This window comes from Pectobacterium araliae (assembly GCF_037076465.1).
GTDB classification, from domain to species: domain Bacteria; phylum Pseudomonadota; class Gammaproteobacteria; order Enterobacterales; family Enterobacteriaceae; genus Pectobacterium; species Pectobacterium araliae.
In genome coordinates, this window is sequence record NZ_AP028908.1 from 262,191 (window position 1) to 279,155 (window position 16,965).

Sequence of the window (16,965 nt, forward strand, 5' to 3'; positions counted from 1 at the left end):
TATTGCAAATACGATTTTCTCATTCACCGCGGTGCTGTTTTTTTAGCTTCTCTGTGGCATTCAAACAGGGTTGATTACAGCGTCATGTTGCCTGCTTGCTATTCCTATATTTTCACTGTTTTTAACGTCATCATTTTTAGAAAATAACCGGTGCCATATTTTTCTATCGGGGATCTTGTTATATTTCTCTACGTTTAACTCGCTATCAGGAAATGGCGCGGGGATGGATTTTATATGCGGAATGTTATGAATGACTTTAAGTTCGCCGTCAAATTTATCTGCTTCTTTCTTTTCCTGTATACTTTCTGGGATTAACTCTGCGTGGCGTAATGCTTGCCATGTGAAATCGATACAGCTATTTGCTGCTCCGTTATAATAGAGACTAAAATAGTTATTAGATTTTTTAAATGCGGTTTCTCCAAATTCTTTTAATTTTTCGTATTGGTATTTTTTGACTTCTATTTCTCTACTGTAATAGGGGTTTTCGTAGTGAATATTATCATGTTTAGTAACAATTCCCTTTCCTATCACACCTGACTTTATGGGGGCAAATCCATAAGAATCAGGTTCTTGATTTTTATCAGAGATAATTGATATTTTAAACCACATATGACCAGCCATTGACACTATTCTTTCCTTAGTGGTTTTATCAAGATCTGGATTTCCATAATCATCATTTAATGGTGTTCCTGGATAGGCTGTATAAATCGTAACAGTATATCTAGGTTCTAAAGAATCAATGAGTTCATCTACAAACTCTTTCCTGGCATGCGGTGGCGGGCATGTGGCACAAGCCTGGCCCGCATTATAGTTCACGTTTTTATCAGGGGATGCAAACTGTTCAATTTCTTGTTTTTTTTGTTCTACAGTGAGCCCCTCTTTTTTTGAAATATATTCAAGTAGCTCTTCAGTTTTATTTTCTGGCTTCATATAAAATCCTTTTTATTTTAAAAATCGCTGCTCTATATATATAGAATAAGTTAAATCATTTTTCTTCAATTCATTGTCGTCATTTAACATGTTAATGTGAATTCGGTATTGTCCATACTGTTTTATTTGATCCGTGATATAAAAAAACAAACTCTCATTTTCTATGGTATAAAAATCGAAATTTATCATTGTTTTTCTTTCAATTAACTCTTCAGTAAGATCATTTCTTATTTTATATAATTCGAAGTTAATTATCGGATTTTTATTTTCTTTTAATGTGTCAATAATACTATCGATTCCATTTTTTAAATCTTCATTTTTTACTTTTAATAATATATGTGGTGATGGTGATGATGCAGGAAATAAATATAAGATCTTTGGTTTTTGTTGAGGGGTATCCCAAAATATGAAATCGAAAGTCTCACCTTTTTTAAATAAATTTATATCTTTTTCTATCGAGTAAGTCTTATCTCCAATATAATTTGGTTTGGGGTTAAGGAAAAAATAAGGGTCATAAGAAGATGGCTTCATCCACTGATATAGCCACGTTCCTCCTATGCCGAGTAGAATTCCGATAAGTAGTAATATTTTTTTCATTTTTATATCACACCTTTTTATCTATTTAACAAAATATGTTTTTATCGTTATAAAATAATGTAACCCGCTTATTTTTAATTCTGGCCAGTCTCCAAGTACTTTCACTTTCAATCTATATTGATCATATGTAAAATCATCGCCGCTTAGGTCAACAAGGTCAAATCCACTAGCAGACGCAGAATTGTTTTTTTTATGTATTTTATCAAAAACTAAGCTTTCTGATAGATCGCTATTTACTCTATATATTTTCACTTCAAAAATAGAGGTGTCACCAATGTCTCCAATTGGTCCTTCTTCTAAAAAAAGATAATGTTTGAAAAAGTTAATATTTTTATCTTTGTCTTTATCTATGCGTAATACTATATGGGATGATGGTGGTGAAATAGGGAATAAATAAAATAACTTTGGCTTGGGTAATGGTGCTTTCCAGAAAATAAAATCTATAGAATCCCCCTTTTTATATAATTCAATAGGGATGTCTATGGGGTGGCCCTCTGATATTTTAGGCGATAAGAAAAAATAAGGATCAGAAGATGGCTTCATCCACTGGTATAGCCACGTTCCGCCTATACCGAGTAGAATTCCGATAAGCAGTAATATTTTTTTCATTTTTTAACGACTCCATGTCTACAAATTACAGATAAAAACGATAATTAGTTGAGTTCGATGTAATAGAGTTATTTTAAGGTTTTCTAATGATCAGTATTAATGTTTATTTTCCTCACCGCAAGTTCACTCATGATGAGCTTGTTTTTTATGCAGATACCGTAAGGTCAATGAACCAAAGAGTGGAATGCTTAACATAATAAGAAAAAATAAAAACGAATATATATAATCAAAATCTGTGACTTTAATAGAAAATATGAAAATAATGATTGTGACCATAGCGATATAATACTTTTTCATTATTAAACGCAAGAAGATAGAAACAACACTACAAGTTATTGTGTAGCTTGCGAAAATAATCCATGCTGCAAAATCCCAGCTATTAAAAAAATACGTATCCACATCCCTCTCACCGCAAAAAAAAGCATATGCAAATGCTAACGATAACCAAAAAAGTGTGGGTATTAAAAATATCCCAATAGTAGATGATTTTTTCATTACATATCCCTATATGATAGAATGAGAGAAAAAAGTCCTTTCACCAAAATTACCACATTTCATATACCCACTCAACCATGGATAAATACGATGCTTCAGTCAAGCCGATCCCTCTCAGGAAGAATATTCGCCCAGAACACGTTTACATAAATCACTAACGCGATAGTAACCAGGCAAATCTTCACCGCTCAAAGTATCTGCCCAAAACGTAGGGGCTTGTTCTAATGAATAATAATCCTTTTCTATTAACAAATGAAGTAACTCACAAATTGAGCGGTCATCATCAATGTTATGCTCTTTACAAAAATAATAACACTCACTGACAATAGATTTTACTGAGAAAGTTGTAGAGTTTTCCTGAGCGTCTTTGTAAAAATAAAAATCCTGTTCAGGATCACGCTGGTTACTGTCGTGAGAAACGTGATGTATTTTTTCTTTATATTTAACAAGTGTTTTAGAAAATATTTCATTAATATATCTAACTTCAGAATAGTCATTGAGAATATCAAGCTGTGACTGACTAAATTTTAAAAATTTCATTCTGCTCTTAGCCGTGAGAGGAAACTGAGCACGAACGGAATGAAAAACCTCTTCTCGTATCACTCCATCATAAATGGTCGCAATTTTTTCAATTGGTCCCATGAAGCAGAATAACTCCCACTCCGTCATCACATCGCAAAAAGACCAAATATTTCTCGGATCATAAAAACGGAAAAATACGGGTTTTTCTTCATTAGGGATCTGTACATGTAGATATTTGCGTAAATGTTGCCGCAATGCTTTCATTTCAGATGTTGTTTCCAACAGGATACCCCAAGGCGTTCTCCGTCGATTCAGCCAGTGGAAGACCGTGTCATCGACTTGCACCAGATGCGGAGCCAATCGTCCAATCTCTTCCGGTACGGGCTCTGCGTATAAACTGGCATGTGGGGGATCGAATTGTTCCAGCATCGAAAATAATTCGGGTTCTACCGCAGCATCTACTATTGCCCAGCGTGTTATCTCACTCACTTTTTTTCTCCTTTGCCGGACAGTGCGCCACAAACATCGTCCCGGCGGCGGCGGCCGCTTTCAATATCGCCGGATCGGCAGGGAGCGATACATCGCCCGGGCTGCCGCCTGAATTCAGGTTAATAGCCGGTCCTTTGATGTCCACCCCTCCGGCGTGGATAACCACAAAGCTGCCTCCGACCCTGAGCGTTAATTTGCTGCCGCTTTGCAGTGTCAGATCGCCGTTGCTGTCTACGCTGAATACGCCGCTGATTTTTTGCGTCAAATCCCCTTTAACCTGTATGCCCCGATCGCCTTCGGTCAGTGATAAATGATTGCCTGTGGTTTTATGATCCTGATTGCCTTCCACCGTGACTTTACGATCGTTGGCGACCACCAGTTCTTCATCATGTCCGATGCTGGTCGTGCGGTTATAGTCCACGCGCTCATCTTTGGAATTGAGCACCCGCACTGCCATATTTTTCTGGGCGTGGAGGAAGATCTCTTCGTTATCGGTCGCATCCTCAAAGCTAAGTTCGTTAAACCCTTTTCCTTTGTGAGTTTTAGAGCGCAGCGTGGTACGCGTTTTGTTTGCGGGAAGGGGATAAGGCGTTGGGTTGGTAACATGGAAAGTACGTCCGGTCACAATCGGCTGATCCGGGTCACCTTCAAGGAAGCTGACGATCACTTCATGGCCGATGCGCGGGATCGCGATCATCCCGTACTGCCCACCGGCCCAGCCCTGACTCACCCGCACCCAGCACGAACTCTGGTCGTTGCTCGCGCCGTATCGGTCCCACGGGAATTGCAGTTTTACCCGACCGTACTGGTCACAGTAAATCTCTTCCCCTGCCGGACCCACCACCGTCGCAATTTGCGGGCCATCCACCATCGGTTTGTACGGCATCACGGCACGCCACGTTGTCGTGCCTTTCACCACTGCAAAGCTGTTGCTCATCGTCGTCGGTTCGCCGCCGCTTTCTTCTTCCAGCGCCTGCGGCTGCTGCCCGACGTGCGTCACGCTCACCGTCTGCCATACTGCGTTCAGCGCCGCATTCGGATGATCCGTCAGCGTGAAGGTGTTGCCCGGCATCAGCCCCGCACAATTGGATTCCCCTTCGCTCGTCACCGCCCCTGAACGCAGTGCATCCAGCCGGTATCCGCTGAACGCCTTGCCGCTCGGATCGTGCTTATAACGCCCCGGATAGTCGTAATGCTGATAACTTTCGCGCTGGTGCGCCAGCTCGCTGCTCATTTTCTTGTGCGACAGCCCGTAAGCCGGTGTCCTGAAACTGTAGTCTTTCAGCTCGACTTCGGCCGTACTCACCCGCTCTGCGTAGTGGAAACGCCGGACATATTCGCCCTCGCTCAGCCCCTGAGTCGCCAGATTGAAGAACAGCTCCGGGCCTTTACTGAGCGCCCCCGCATCATCGGCAAAGACCACGCGGTGTTTCCCCTCTTCGTATTCGTGGAAGAAATACAGCCCTTCTTCCGCCGCCAGACGGGTGATAAACGCTAAATCGCTTTCCCGATACTGCACGCAGTATTCCCGTGGCGCGTGTTCATGGCGCAGCGCAAAGGCGTAGTCGGTAATCCCCGCTTCTCCCAGCAGCGCACCGATAATCGCCTCCGGCTTTTGTGCCTGAAAGATGCGGGCATTGGTACGCAACCCCAGCCGCCACAGTGCCGGGCGGACGTCCATCTGATAGCGCGTGCGCCGGAATCCGGTATCACCCTGCGTGAAGCCGCTGACAATCCCGCTGACCCGGCGCTTCAGTTCGCCTTCATACCAAATCATCAGCTCGCACGGCTGATCCAGCACCGCGCCGAAATCGATATCCGGCAACGCGCTCGCCAGACTCAGCGACAGGCTGAAAGGCCGGTTCAGCCCCTCATCCAGCCTGAAATCCACTACCGCAAAGGTGCCTGCTTCTAAGGCACCGACCTTTACGGTGAACTGTAATCCTGTACTGTTTGCCACCGGTCCTCTCCTTCTTCCTTCTTCCTTCGCCGTTGCCATGGCTACCGCACACCCCGGATTCTCCCAGAGCGGCACATCACAATCCTGATTAAAATGAAAACCCGAGCTGTGGTCTGAGTCTGCGCGCACCACAGTTCATGTTGATAAAAACATCACGTCAGAGAAAAACGCAGAAAATTTAGGGTGAATTGAGATACGGTGTATTCACGTCGTGGGAGACAACAAAATTGTAGGGTTGAAGCGGTGTGAATAATGAAAACGTTCCATGTGGCATCCTTAGCGTTATTCCTTTTAAAAAAGTACGCGTAAAGGATAACAAGATATTCGCAGAGCGAATAGCACAAAAAAGAACCGAAAATAAGCAAGGTCATTGATTAATAATGAAATAATTAATTTATTATTAATTAGATAGAGAACTAAATGGTGATGTAATTATTTGATGGCTGGGTACGATAAGAATATGTTGCTGATGCTTGATGCCTACTATTCATTATAGCCGGAAGACTTTTATCATGGGAAAGCTTCTCGACCAGGAAGCCTGATCGAGAAGTAGAGGCTGGAACAATTAACCCGCTTTTGCCATTTGCTGTTGGCGGTAGCCTGCCAGCCAGTCGCTGATGCGTTGTTTCTGGGCGTCATCAAAGCGCATGCCCAGTTTGGTGCGGCGCCAGATGACGTCGTCCAGCGTAACAGCCCATTCTTTTTCGACCAGATAGCGCAGTTCCGCTTCGTACAGGTCGTATCCGAAATCTTCACCCAGATCGCTGAGGCCTTTTACGTTTGCCAGAATCAGTTCGCTGTTTGAACCGTAAGTGCGGCTGTAACGGCGCGTCAGTGATTCAGGCAGATTGAAGCGGCGACGCAGCGCGGCGGCGTAGTCATCACGCGTGCCAGCGATATCGCCACCCGGCAGTACCGCACCTTTCGTCCAGGCTTTACCCGCTTGCGGGTAGTATTTGTGCAGTTTGTCCAGCGCGTGCTCTGCCAGTTTGCGGTATGTCGTCAGCTTGCCGCCAAACACGGAAAGCAGTGGAGCCTGACCGTTATCATCATCCACTGACAGCGTGTAGTCACGGGTAATCGCCTGTGGAGAATCCGATTCGTCATCACACAGCGGACGCACGCCAGAGTAAGTCCAGACGATATCGTCACGCGTGAGCTGCTGTTTGAAATGGTCGTTATACACATCCAGCAGATAACCCACTTCGCTATCATCAATCTTCACATCATGTGGATTGCCTTTGTATTCCACGTCGGTGGTGCCGATGATTGAGTAGTCATCCTGCCACGGAATGACGAACACAATACGGTGATCTTTGTTTTGCAGAATGTACGCCTGCGGCTGGTTGTGGACTTTTGGCACCACGATGTGGCTGCCTTTGATCAAACGGATGCCGTAAGGCGATTTCAGCTGTAGGCCGTCATCAAAGAATTCTTTCACCCACGGACCCGTGGCGTTCACCAGACCTTTGGCGCGCCAGGTGAAGGTTTCACCCGTTAGTGAATCAACCGCATCCACAATCCACACGCCTTGCTCACGGCGAGCGCGGGTGACTTTGGTGCGGGTACGGACTTCACCGCCGCGTTTTGTCACTTCCTGCGCGTTTAACACCACCAGACGCGCATCGTCCACCCAGCAGTCCGAATATTCAAAGCCTTGCTTCAGCTCAGGCTTAAGCACCGAATCTGCGCCGAATTTCAGGCCTTTACTGGCAGGCAGGCTGACGCGTTTGCCAATGTTGTCGTACATGAACAGACCGATGCGAATCATCCAGGCCGGACGCAGGTGCGGCTGATGGGGCAAACGAAAGCGCATCGGGAAAATAATGTGCGGAGCCATTTTCAGCAACGTTTCACGCTCAGACAGCGCTTCGCTGACCAAACGAAACTCATAGTGCTCAAGGTAACGCAGGCCACCGTGAATCAGCTTGGAGCTGGCGGAGGACGTGGCACAGGCAAGATCCTGTGCTTCCAACAACAGGACCGATAAACCTCGCCCAGCCGCATCTGCGGCGATGCCTGCACCGTTAATTCCGCCGCCGATAACGATGAGATCTTTGGTTTCCACGTTTCTTCCTCCACCCTCGAATAAATCAAAATGTTCGTTTTCGAGCATTATAATAATCGAAAACAAACAAATCAGCCAATGGTTAACCAAATAAAAACATTTATGCGTGATGAAGCTAACAATATGATGATAATTGTCACATTAAAGTAAGGGGTATTAAGCTAATACAGACCACTTAAGCCCGTGTATCTCGGTGCGTAAACGATCGGCATCAGGGTATTGGGCTGGGATTGTGCTGTTTTGTCGTTATTATCCACATTAGCGAAGCCCCGCTTTTTCTTAATAACCTTATAATCATATAGGTTTTATGCCGCCAAAGGCGGGTTACAATGACGCCAGTTGTTACTAACATCCTGTCTATTATTAACAAGGTTGTCACTTTCGATGGAACAATTTGAAGCTATTAGTATTGAGCAAGCCCATTCCCGCTGGCAGGAAGGCGGCGTTGTCGTTGATATTCGTGATCCACAGAGTTTTTCCACTGCCCATGTTCCCGGTGCGATGCACCTGACGAATGAGAGCCTGACTGACCTTGTGCGCGGCGCTGACTTCGATGCGCCGGTCATGGTGATTTGCTACCACGGCATTAGCAGCCGCAATGCTGCGCAGTATCTGATTAGTCTGGGATTTGATTCGGTGTACAGCATCGATGGGGGTTTTGAAGCCTGGCAACACCGTTACCCGCAGGATGTGTTACCACCCGTGTGAAAGTGGAAACCTGCTGCGTTTGAAGGCGCAGCAGGCGAACCATTATTGTTCCGCTGGTAACGGTTTTTTGACAAATACGCCGTAGCTGATAGCACCTAGCATAAGTAAACTAGCGCCGAAGATAAACACGTTGGTGAAAGCGCCTGTCATATCAAGAATGATACCCGTGACGATGGGGGCACTGGCCGCGCCGAGAAAACCACCGAAGTTCTGGATAGCGCCAAGGGAGGCAACCTGTGCTTTTGGGGCGATATCGGTCGCGAGTGTCCAGATCACGCCAGAAGGCATCTGAGAAAAGAAATATCCCAGGGAAAGCAGCGCGATACATAATGTTGTGTCACTGACGAACGGCACGGGAGCGACGAAACACGCCGCGAGAGCTGCACCGCATACAATGGGGATTTTGCGCGCGGTAATGGTGTTGGTACCGCGACGAATCAGACGATCCGAAATTATCCCTCCGCACAGCACGCCCAAAATACCGGCCATGAACGGAATCGATGCGACCCAACCTGTTTTCATCAAGCTGAATCCAAGAGAACGCTCCAGATAACTGGGTAACCAGGTGAGATAGACCCAAATGGTAAACATGATGGAGAAATTGCCCAGAATCATGAACCAGGTTGTCCTGTGTTTGAATAGAGAGCCCCAGCTCGCTTTTGGCACGTCTGGCTTTTGCGTTTCTGCCGCTTCGACGGGGCCATGGATTTCAGCTTCTTCCTGTGGCGTGGGGTTGCGGTAGAGCTTCATCCAGACCAGCAGGAGCGGAATACCCGCCAACCCAATGGCGATAAACATGCCACGCCAGCCCAGCGTTAACAACAGAATGGTCAGAATCGGTGGTGCAATGGCGTTGGCGATTTGAGAACCCGTATTGATGATGGCGGTGGGTAGGCCGCGTTCATTACTTGGGAACCAACGGTGGGTGATTTTAATTCCAGAGGTGAAGAATGGTGATTCAGACACCCCGAGTAACATACGCAGGCCATAGAACATGGCGTAGCCATTGACGAACCCGGCCAGAATAGTGAACCCAGACCAGAGGCCGAGCGCCCAGGAGAACATTTTTTTCGGGCCGAACTTATCGACCAGCCAGCCAGCAGGCAGGTTAGCGATGGCATACGGCCATAAGAATGCAGAGAGCAGGAGTCCCATCTGTGTGGAACTGAAGCCAAACTCTTTTGAAATGGTGGTGTTGGCGATACTGAGATTAGCGCGGTCAAGATAATTCACCACGGCAGCAATCAGTAATATGAAGATAATATTCCAACGCAGACGAGATATTTTCTGCGAAGGTGGCGTCACCGCAGCAGGTGTAGATGAGGCAGTTGTCTGTTTCATTTTATTTATTTTCCGTGAACAGGCTGAGGTGAATCTTGATTACCGCTTTGCGGATAAAAGATTCGCCGTGCGTTTGACAACAAGGGCGATGTAAATCTTCGGGGAAAAATACGGCAAACATTCCGGGTAGCAGATGAATAAAGGATTCGTTTCGCGTGTCGGTATAAAACACAATGTCGTTTTGTGCCGCTTTATTTTCGATAACCGTATGCTCTTTGGCTCCACGCGCTACACCAATACTCTCTTCTCCAGAGATGAGGTATTGAATATCAACAAAATTAAAGTGTGACTCTGCACGCATTTGTGCAACTGGCACCGTAGCGGTTTCTTGCAGCAGGCAAAACATTTTGTCTGGAATAATATCGTATTTTCCAGGTGCTAATCTGGAGAAATCGGTTTGGTTAATATAGTTAATTCCTTCTTGAATAATAGGATGCAGGGCATGTTTTTCCTGCGCCCAATCACGCTGATCGCAAATAATCATGATAAAATATTCCCCTGTAAATGCGGTTTTTATATAGGGTAACGAGAAGCGCTATTTATTCCCGTTACCCCTAGACGCTTATTCTTATCGTGTAATTTTTTTCTGGTAGTGTTCTGTTCCGTGCCGAATTTGATCGAGAATGACGGTCAATCCCCAATATTTCTCCAGTACGTCATCTTTATTGACGCGACACTGAATGCTGGTAAAGGTGCCGAGGCGTTGGTGGTAAACCTTGGCATTTTTCGGGTAGCCTAAGGTTTCAGTCACGGCGGCCAGAGATAGGAAGTCGGCCAGTTCTTCTGCCAGCGCAGGGTTCTCTTGATGATGGTGATATAACCATACATAAAGTTCAGGATGGAAATTGGTGAACACGCCGCTAAAGCCGCGTGAACCCGCTTTCATCGCGGGGAACGCGATAGCGGCATTGGCGTTAATGATATTGAGCGGCGTTCCCTGCACCAAATCCACACGGCGGGTGACGGTAGCCAGGTCACAACTGACGTCTTTTAGCACCACAAAACGGCCTGTATTGGCGCAATAAGTCAGCTCTTCATCACTCAATAGCCGACGATAAGGTGCTGGGCATTCGTATAGGCCGAGTGGAAGCGTCTCCGGCAGGGCGTCCAACAGATGATTCAGATTGGCAAAGAAGGTATCGCTGCCCGCTTTCTGTGGATCGAGATGATTAGTGACCAGCACCAGTGCGTCGATGCCGGTTTCCGCCATCGCAGAAAGCTCTTCAACCTGTGCGTCGAGATCGTCGCTGATATGGCCGGAGGCAATCACCGGTATACGGCCTTGTACGTGTTCCACCACAAAGCGCGCCACGGCCACGCGTTCTTCTAACGAGAGAAACTGCATTTCGCTAGACTGACATACGGCGAACAGCGCATCGACGTTTTTGTCTATGTACCAGTCAATGAGCTTCGCCAGACCGGGATAATCGACGTCGTTCTGCTCGGTAAACGGAGTCAGCATGACAGGGACGATACCATCAATTGTTTTCATTTATTTATTCTCCAAAAAACAGCGGTTGCGGGCGGTTTTCCGCGTTAGCGTTGCGATAAACGTGCAATAACTTGTTGATGTTCAGGCATGTTAGAGGCTCCTTCACGCTCAACGGCAAGGGAGGCAAAAGCCGATGCGTATGTGGCGGCCTGCACCAGGTTCTGCCCATTAGCGAGCGCGGCGGCAAACGCGCCGTTGAATGCATCCCCAGCGCCGGTTGTATCGACCCCTAGCGCCGGAAAGGCAGGAATATGCTGGAACTGCTTGCCGTCCAATAACAGCGCACCGCGGGAACCCATAGTGATAATCACGCGTTTGGCTCCCATGGCCGCGATTTTCAGCGCCGCTTGTTTGGCATCGTCAACGTCGTGAATATCAATGCCGGATAAAAGCGAGGCTTCCGTCTCGTTAGGCGTGATGACGTCGAGATAATCCAGATAGGGCAGGATCTCGCTGGAGTAGGGCGCGGGGTTAAGAATCACTTTCTTGCCCAACGTATGGGCCAGCTTGATCGCGTTCAGTGTTGCAGAAAAGTTATTTTCTAACTGCACCAGCAGCACGTCTGAGGTGGTGAGCTCTGACGCAATGGCGGCCACTTCGTCATCAGTAATGGTTTGGTTAGCACCGGGGTGGATGGCGATCATGTTTTCGCCGTTTTGCTGCGAGACGTAAATGATCGCATTACCCGTGGGTTCGCTGTCTGACTGGTACAGCTTGAAGGAGTGAATGTCTGATGCCGTAAAATGATCGTAGGCAAACTGGCTAAATTGGTCGGTACCCACTTTAGCGATGAAATAAACCTGTGCACCTGCCCGACTGGCAGCCATTGCCTGGTTAGCGCCTTTGCCCCCTGGGCCGATCGCGCTGCCCTGAGCCATGATGGATTCGCCGCCCTTGGGAAAACGCATCACTTTGGCGACGATATCAACATTGAACGATCCTAAAATACACACCTTGCCGTTCATCGAGTTTCCTTTCTGTTTGCTGGTTTGATGTCTGTTCTGTTTTTCTAACCGCTTCAGCAGCACTTCGAAATTCTCGCCAGACGGGGCGATTAATTCGGACTGTAAGAGACGTCGTACGATGATGGCTCCGCCGTAGCAGCGCTGAATCAGGTTCAACCGTGCCAGTTGATTCAAATCACTGCGGATAGTTTCTTTGCTAACGGCAAAGGACGTTGCCAGATAATCGACGCTGGCGCGTTCATGTTTGGCCAGATAGGCCAGAATCTGATTACGTCTTTCTTCTAGAAACATGCTTACCTCAGTTGTTGGTTATGAGCCTAAAGGAGAGTCTGCGGCTAAAAAGTGACTACTGTCATAGGATAATAGGTGAATCGGAAGTAAACGGAAGTTAGTAGAATGTTATCAGTCAGGAAGGGTGTTTTTACTTTTTCGACTCGGTCATGATGGCGCTCGTTGGCTGCTTATTCTCTAACGATAGGGGTGAAAATCAGGGTCAGAGAGAGAGGAATCGCAGGAAGTCGAGTGAGTGCCAGTGTGACGCAAATTTTTCCGCCCCTGCCCGGGGGGCAATATGATATTTTTAGGTAAATCTATTCGCTACGGATACACACCCATGCCAATCCGCGTTATTGCTCTTTCCAACCCGCGTCTGGCTCAGGCATTTGTCGATTACATGCGTACGCAGCAGATCCATCTGGAGATGCGGTCTCAAGGGCATGAAGCTGAGCTGTGGCTAGACGATGAAACACAGCTGAGAAATGTTCAGGAAGCGCTGGAGATTTTTCTGCGTGACCCGACAAACCCACGTTATCTGGCGGCCAGTTGGCAAACGGGAACGATGGACTCCGGTATTCAATACCAACGCTATTCTTTCCTGCAAACGTTGAAACAAAAGGCTGGGCCGCTGACGCTATCCGTGATGGTGGTGACGATTGCGGTGTTTATCCTGATGCAGATTTCGGGCTATGAGAGCGTGATGACCTGGCTGGCATTTCCCGCCGAAGGGCAGCAGGCACAGCTATGGCGCTGGTTCAGTCATGCTTTGTTGCACTTTTCCCTGCTGCATATTTTGTTCAATTTGATGTGGTGGTGGTATCTGGGCGGGCCAGTTGAGAAAGTGTTGGGAACCGGCAAATTGCTGGTCATCACGCTGGTTTCCGCGCTGGTCAGCGGCTGGGCGCAGTCTTGGTTTAGCGGCACCTATTTTGGTGGCCTGTCTGGCGTCGTTTATGCTCTGATGGGCTACGTCTGGCTACGAGCGGAAAGAGAGCCTGACGGTTATTTGGCTATGCCGCGCAGCCTAATGGCCTTTGCTTTACTGTGGTTGGTTGCCGGATATTTCGATATTTTAGGGATGTCGATCGCGAATGCAGCGCATGTGGCAGGGCTGATTGTCGGGCTATTGATGGCCTTTTGGGACACGTATAATAAAACAAACCCCCGGTAAATCGGGGCGTCTTAGGGGATAAATGTGAAGCAGACACAACGGCATGACGCCATCATTGAACTGGTGCGTCGGCAGGGGTATGTCAGTACTGAAGAGCTGGTGGATCATTTTGCGGTGAGCCCGCAGACCATTCGTCGTGATTTGAACGATCTGGCCGAGCAAAATAAAATTCATCGCCACCACGGTGGGGCGGCCTTGCCGTCCAGTTCAGTGAATACGGCCTATCATGACCGTAAAATGATGTGGTCGGATGAAAAAGCACGCATTGCCCGTCGGGTGGCGAGCCAGATTCCAGACGGTGCGACTCTGTTTATTGATATCGGCACTACGCCCGAAGCGGTGGCCTATGCGCTGATGCAGCATAAGGATCTGCGCGTGGTCACCAATAACCTGAATGTGGCAACGCTACTGACCGCAAAAGAGGATTTTCGCCTGATTTTGGCCGGTGGCGAAGTCCGCACCCGAGATGGCGGTATTATGGGGGAAGCAACGCTCGATTTTATCTCTCAGTTCCGCCTGGATTTTGGCATTTTGGGCATCAGTGGTATTGACATGGATGGGTCATTACTGGAGTTTGATTATCATGAAGTGCGCACAAAACGGGCGATTATTGAAAATTCTCGCTGTGTGATGCTGGTGACGGATCATTCCAAATTTGGCCGTAATGCGATGGTGAATTTGGGCAACATGGACTTGATCGACTACCTTTTTACCGATCAGTCACCACCACCCAGCGTACTGAAAATTATTGAACAACATAAGGTACAGTTGGAGTTGTGTTGAACCCGATGTGCCTTTTCCATGACGGACAAAGGAGGAGGCACGATGTCAGATTCTGCAAAGAAATCAGGTTCTTCAACGCGTTCAGTGGCTGTAAATAAGTCAGATTTTTTGACTCAGCCTGCTTCTTTTAATCACTTTGCTCTCGCCTTTGATGCAGCACAGTTTGCCGCCGCGCTGCTTCGCCAACAGCGGCTCGGTGGCGTCGCTTCCCTGAAAGCGATGACACCGGTGCAGTGCTGGCGTGCCGTCAGCCTCGCGCTAGCGGAACAGCTGCTGATGCATCCTGCACCGCCAACCTCTTCTCCTGACCCTACGCCTCAGCGCCATGTGAACTACCTGTCGATGGAGTTTCTGCCTGGTCGTTTGACGGGCAACAATCTGCTGAATCTGGGATGGTATGATGCCGTAGCCGACGTACTGGCAGAGCAGGGGCTGAACCTGAGCGATGTACTGGAGCAGGAAACCGATCCGGGTTTAGGCAACGGCGGGTTAGGCCGGCTGGCATCCTGCTTTCTGGATTCGATGGCGACGGTGGGGCAGCCTGCAACGGGTTATGGTCTCAATTACCAGTATGGCCTGTTTCGTCAGCATTTTGCGCAAGAGCAGCAACAGGAAACGGCTGATGACTGGCAGCGTGATACCTATCCCTGGCTTTTACCGCGCGCTGAGCTGGCGGTAGAGGTTGGGTTTGGTGGACGCCTGCAACCCCAGACCGATGGTAGCCTGCGCTGGCTGCCGGATACGGTTTTCCGAGGTGAAGCCTGTGACCTGCCGGTGGTTGGTTATCAAAACGGCGCCGCGCAGCCGCTGCGTTTGTGGCGTGCGACGCATCGCGATCCGTTTGATTTATCCTTATTTAATGAAGGTCACTATTTGCGCGCGGCGCAGGCGGGGATTTCCGCTGCCAGTCTGACCAGCGTGCTATACCCTAACGATAATCATGCGGCGGGCAAACGTCTGCGTCTGATGCAGCAGTATTTCCACTGTGCCTGTTCGGTGGCTGACATCCTGCGTCGTCATCTTAGCGCGGGGCGTGCGCTGTCTGCGCTGCCAGATTATGAGGTCATCCAGCTTAATGATACCCATCCGACGCTGGCGATCCCGGAGTTGATGCGCCTGCTGCTGGATGAACATCAGCTATCTTGGGACGACGCTTGGTCGATAATCGGACGCACCTTTGCCTACACCAATCATACGCTGATGCCGGAAGCGCTTGAGCGCTGGGACGAACGGCTGTTTGGCCGATTGCTACCTCGTCACCTGTCGATTATCCGGCAAATTGATGCGCAGTTTAAGGTGTTGGTCGAGCAAAAATGGCCCGGCGATCGACAGATATGGGCGAAGCTTGCCATCCGCCACCAGCGCCAGATTCGCATGGCAAACCTGTGCGTCGTCAGTTGCTTTGCGGTCAACGGCGTGGCGGCGTTGCATTCGGAACTGGTGGTGAAAGACCTGTTCCCTGAATACCATCAGTTGTGGCCGACCAAATTCCACAATGTCACCAACGGTATTACGCCGCGTCGTTGGCTAAAGCAGTGTAACCCGGCGCTGTCTGCGTTGATTGATGACACGCTGCCTATCCCATGGGTGAATGATTTGCCTGCGCTGCAAGGGTTGGAGCCCTACGCGGATGATGCCGGTTTTCGTGAGCGTTATCGACAAATCAAGGCCGATAATAAAACGCAACTGGCGAGTTATCTCCGCCAACAGTATGACATTGTGGTCGATCCACTGGCGCTGTTTGATGTGCAAATCAAGCGATTGCATGAGTACAAACGCCAGCATTTGAATCTACTTCATATTCTCGCGCTATATCGTCAATTGCGTGACAATCCGCATCTGGATATAGTGCCGCACGTCTTTTTGTTCGGTGCCAAAGCGGCACCGGGTTATGTCTTAGCAAAAAATATCATTTATGCCATTAATCGGGTCGCTGCGGTCATTAATCAGGATCGCCGCGTTAACGATCGCCTAAAGGTGATCTTCCCGGCGGACTATCGTGTCTCTCTGGCTGAACGGATGATTCCTGCTGCGGATGTCTCTGAGCAGATTTCGACGGCAGGTAAGGAAGCATCTGGCACTGGCAATATGAAACTCGCGCTGAATGGCGCGTTGACCGTCGGCACGCTGGACGGGGCAAATGTAGAAATGGCGCAGCAGGTCGGTGAGGACAATCTGTTCATTTTCGGCCATACCGTAGAGCAGGTCAAAGCGTTACAGGCTCAGGGCTATGAACCGTCAGACTATCTTGCTGCGACACCTCTGCTACGCGAAATACTGAATGAGTTAGCGAGTGGTGCATTCAGCCGTGGGGATAAAAACGCGTTTGCCCCACTGTTGGATAGTCTGCTGAAGCTGGGCGATCCCTATATGTTAATGGCCGATTTTGCACCGTATTGTGAGGTGCAGCAGCGTGTTGATGCGCTTTATCGTGAGCCGGATGAATGGACGCGTCGCTGTGTGCTGAATACCGCCAGAATGGGGATGTTCAGTTCGGACAGGGCGATTCATGATTACCAGACGCGTATTTGGCAAGCGCATCATTAGGAAAAGGAGAGG

The 16,965-nt window shown here is 48.3% G+C and carries 15 protein-coding genes; 4 read left to right on the plus strand and 11 right to left on the minus strand.

Annotated features, from left to right (window positions below; all coding sequences use genetic code 11):
• Positions 1–60 precede the first annotated feature (60 nt).
• From AACH44_RS01160 to glpD, 7 genes are all read right to left on the minus strand, one after another.
• Positions 61–930, minus strand: a complete 870-nt coding sequence (locus tag AACH44_RS01160) for a hypothetical protein (protein WP_338659465.1) — start codon at positions 928–930, stop codon at positions 61–63.
• 12 nt (positions 931–942) lie between these two features.
• Entirely contained in the window at positions 943–1,527 is a 585-nt protein-coding gene (locus tag AACH44_RS01165) for a hypothetical protein (protein ID WP_261846778.1), read from the minus strand.
• Positions 1,528–1,548: 21 nt separating this feature from the next.
• Positions 1,549–2,136 (minus strand): hypothetical protein, encoded by a 588-nt coding sequence (locus AACH44_RS01170; protein ID WP_261846777.1) that lies wholly within the window; start codon positions 2,134–2,136, stop codon positions 1,549–1,551.
• 123 nt (positions 2,137–2,259) lie between these two features.
• Positions 2,260–2,631: a hypothetical protein gene (locus AACH44_RS01175; protein WP_261846776.1), complete on the minus strand. Its 372-nt coding sequence runs from the start codon at positions 2,629–2,631 to the stop codon at positions 2,260–2,262.
• Between the two features lie 114 nt (positions 2,632–2,745).
• A complete protein-coding gene (locus tag AACH44_RS01180) occupies positions 2,746–3,642 on the minus strand; it encodes a DUF4123 domain-containing protein (protein ID WP_338659466.1) in 897 nt (298 codons plus the stop codon).
• Positions 3,635–5,602 (minus strand): type VI secretion system tip protein VgrG, encoded by a 1,968-nt coding sequence (tssI, locus tag AACH44_RS01185; RefSeq protein WP_338659467.1) that lies wholly within the window; start codon positions 5,600–5,602, stop codon positions 3,635–3,637. The genes AACH44_RS01180 and tssI overlap by 8 nt, the downstream gene beginning before the upstream one ends.
• A gap of 565 nt (positions 5,603–6,167) precedes the next feature.
• Complete coding sequence (gene glpD / locus AACH44_RS01190; protein ID WP_261846773.1) at positions 6,168–7,670, minus strand: glycerol-3-phosphate dehydrogenase; 1,503 nt, start codon at positions 7,668–7,670, stop codon at positions 6,168–6,170.
• A gap of 384 nt (positions 7,671–8,054) precedes the next feature.
• On the opposite strand from glpD, the gene glpE reads away from it, so the two are divergent.
• Positions 8,055–8,378: a thiosulfate sulfurtransferase GlpE gene (gene glpE / locus AACH44_RS01195; RefSeq protein ID WP_261846772.1), complete on the plus strand. Its 324-nt coding sequence runs from the start codon at positions 8,055–8,057 to the stop codon at positions 8,376–8,378.
• 42 nt (positions 8,379–8,420) lie between these two features.
• Here glpE and AACH44_RS01200 read toward each other — a convergent pair whose 3' ends face one another.
• The 4 genes from AACH44_RS01200 to rbsK all read right to left on the minus strand — a co-directional run bounded on the left by AACH44_RS01200 (position 8,421) and on the right by rbsK (position 12,467).
• Positions 8,421–9,719, minus strand: a complete 1,299-nt coding sequence (locus AACH44_RS01200; RefSeq protein ID WP_261846771.1) for an MFS transporter — start codon at positions 9,717–9,719, stop codon at positions 8,421–8,423.
• Between the two features lies 1 nt (position 9,720).
• Positions 9,721–10,203 carry a YhcH/YjgK/YiaL family protein gene (locus AACH44_RS01205; protein ID WP_261846770.1) on the minus strand — a complete coding sequence of 161 codons (483 nt, stop codon included), beginning with the start codon at positions 10,201–10,203 and terminating at the stop codon, positions 9,721–9,723.
• 84 nt (positions 10,204–10,287) lie between these two features.
• Entirely contained in the window at positions 10,288–11,211 is a 924-nt protein-coding gene (locus tag AACH44_RS01210) for a dihydrodipicolinate synthase family protein (protein ID WP_261846769.1), read from the minus strand.
• A gap of 44 nt (positions 11,212–11,255) precedes the next feature.
• On the minus strand, positions 11,256–12,467 hold the full coding sequence (gene rbsK, locus AACH44_RS01215; protein ID WP_261846768.1) for a ribokinase: 1,212 nt from the start codon (positions 12,465–12,467) through the stop codon (positions 11,256–11,258).
• 322 nt (positions 12,468–12,789) lie between these two features.
• Between rbsK and glpG the strand changes: the two genes are divergently transcribed.
• The 3 genes from glpG to malP are packed head-to-tail and all read left to right on the plus strand — an operon-like array spanning position 12,790 to position 16,953.
• On the plus strand, positions 12,790–13,623 hold the full coding sequence (gene glpG, locus AACH44_RS01220; protein ID WP_261846767.1) for a rhomboid family intramembrane serine protease GlpG: 834 nt from the start codon (positions 12,790–12,792) through the stop codon (positions 13,621–13,623).
• 24 nt (positions 13,624–13,647) lie between these two features.
• Entirely contained in the window at positions 13,648–14,406 is a 759-nt protein-coding gene (locus AACH44_RS01225; RefSeq protein ID WP_005969330.1) for a DeoR/GlpR family transcriptional regulator, read from the plus strand.
• 42 nt (positions 14,407–14,448) lie between these two features.
• Positions 14,449–16,953 (plus strand): maltodextrin phosphorylase, encoded by a 2,505-nt coding sequence (gene malP / locus AACH44_RS01230; protein WP_261846766.1) that lies wholly within the window; start codon positions 14,449–14,451, stop codon positions 16,951–16,953.
• Positions 16,954–16,965: the final 12 nt, after the last annotated feature.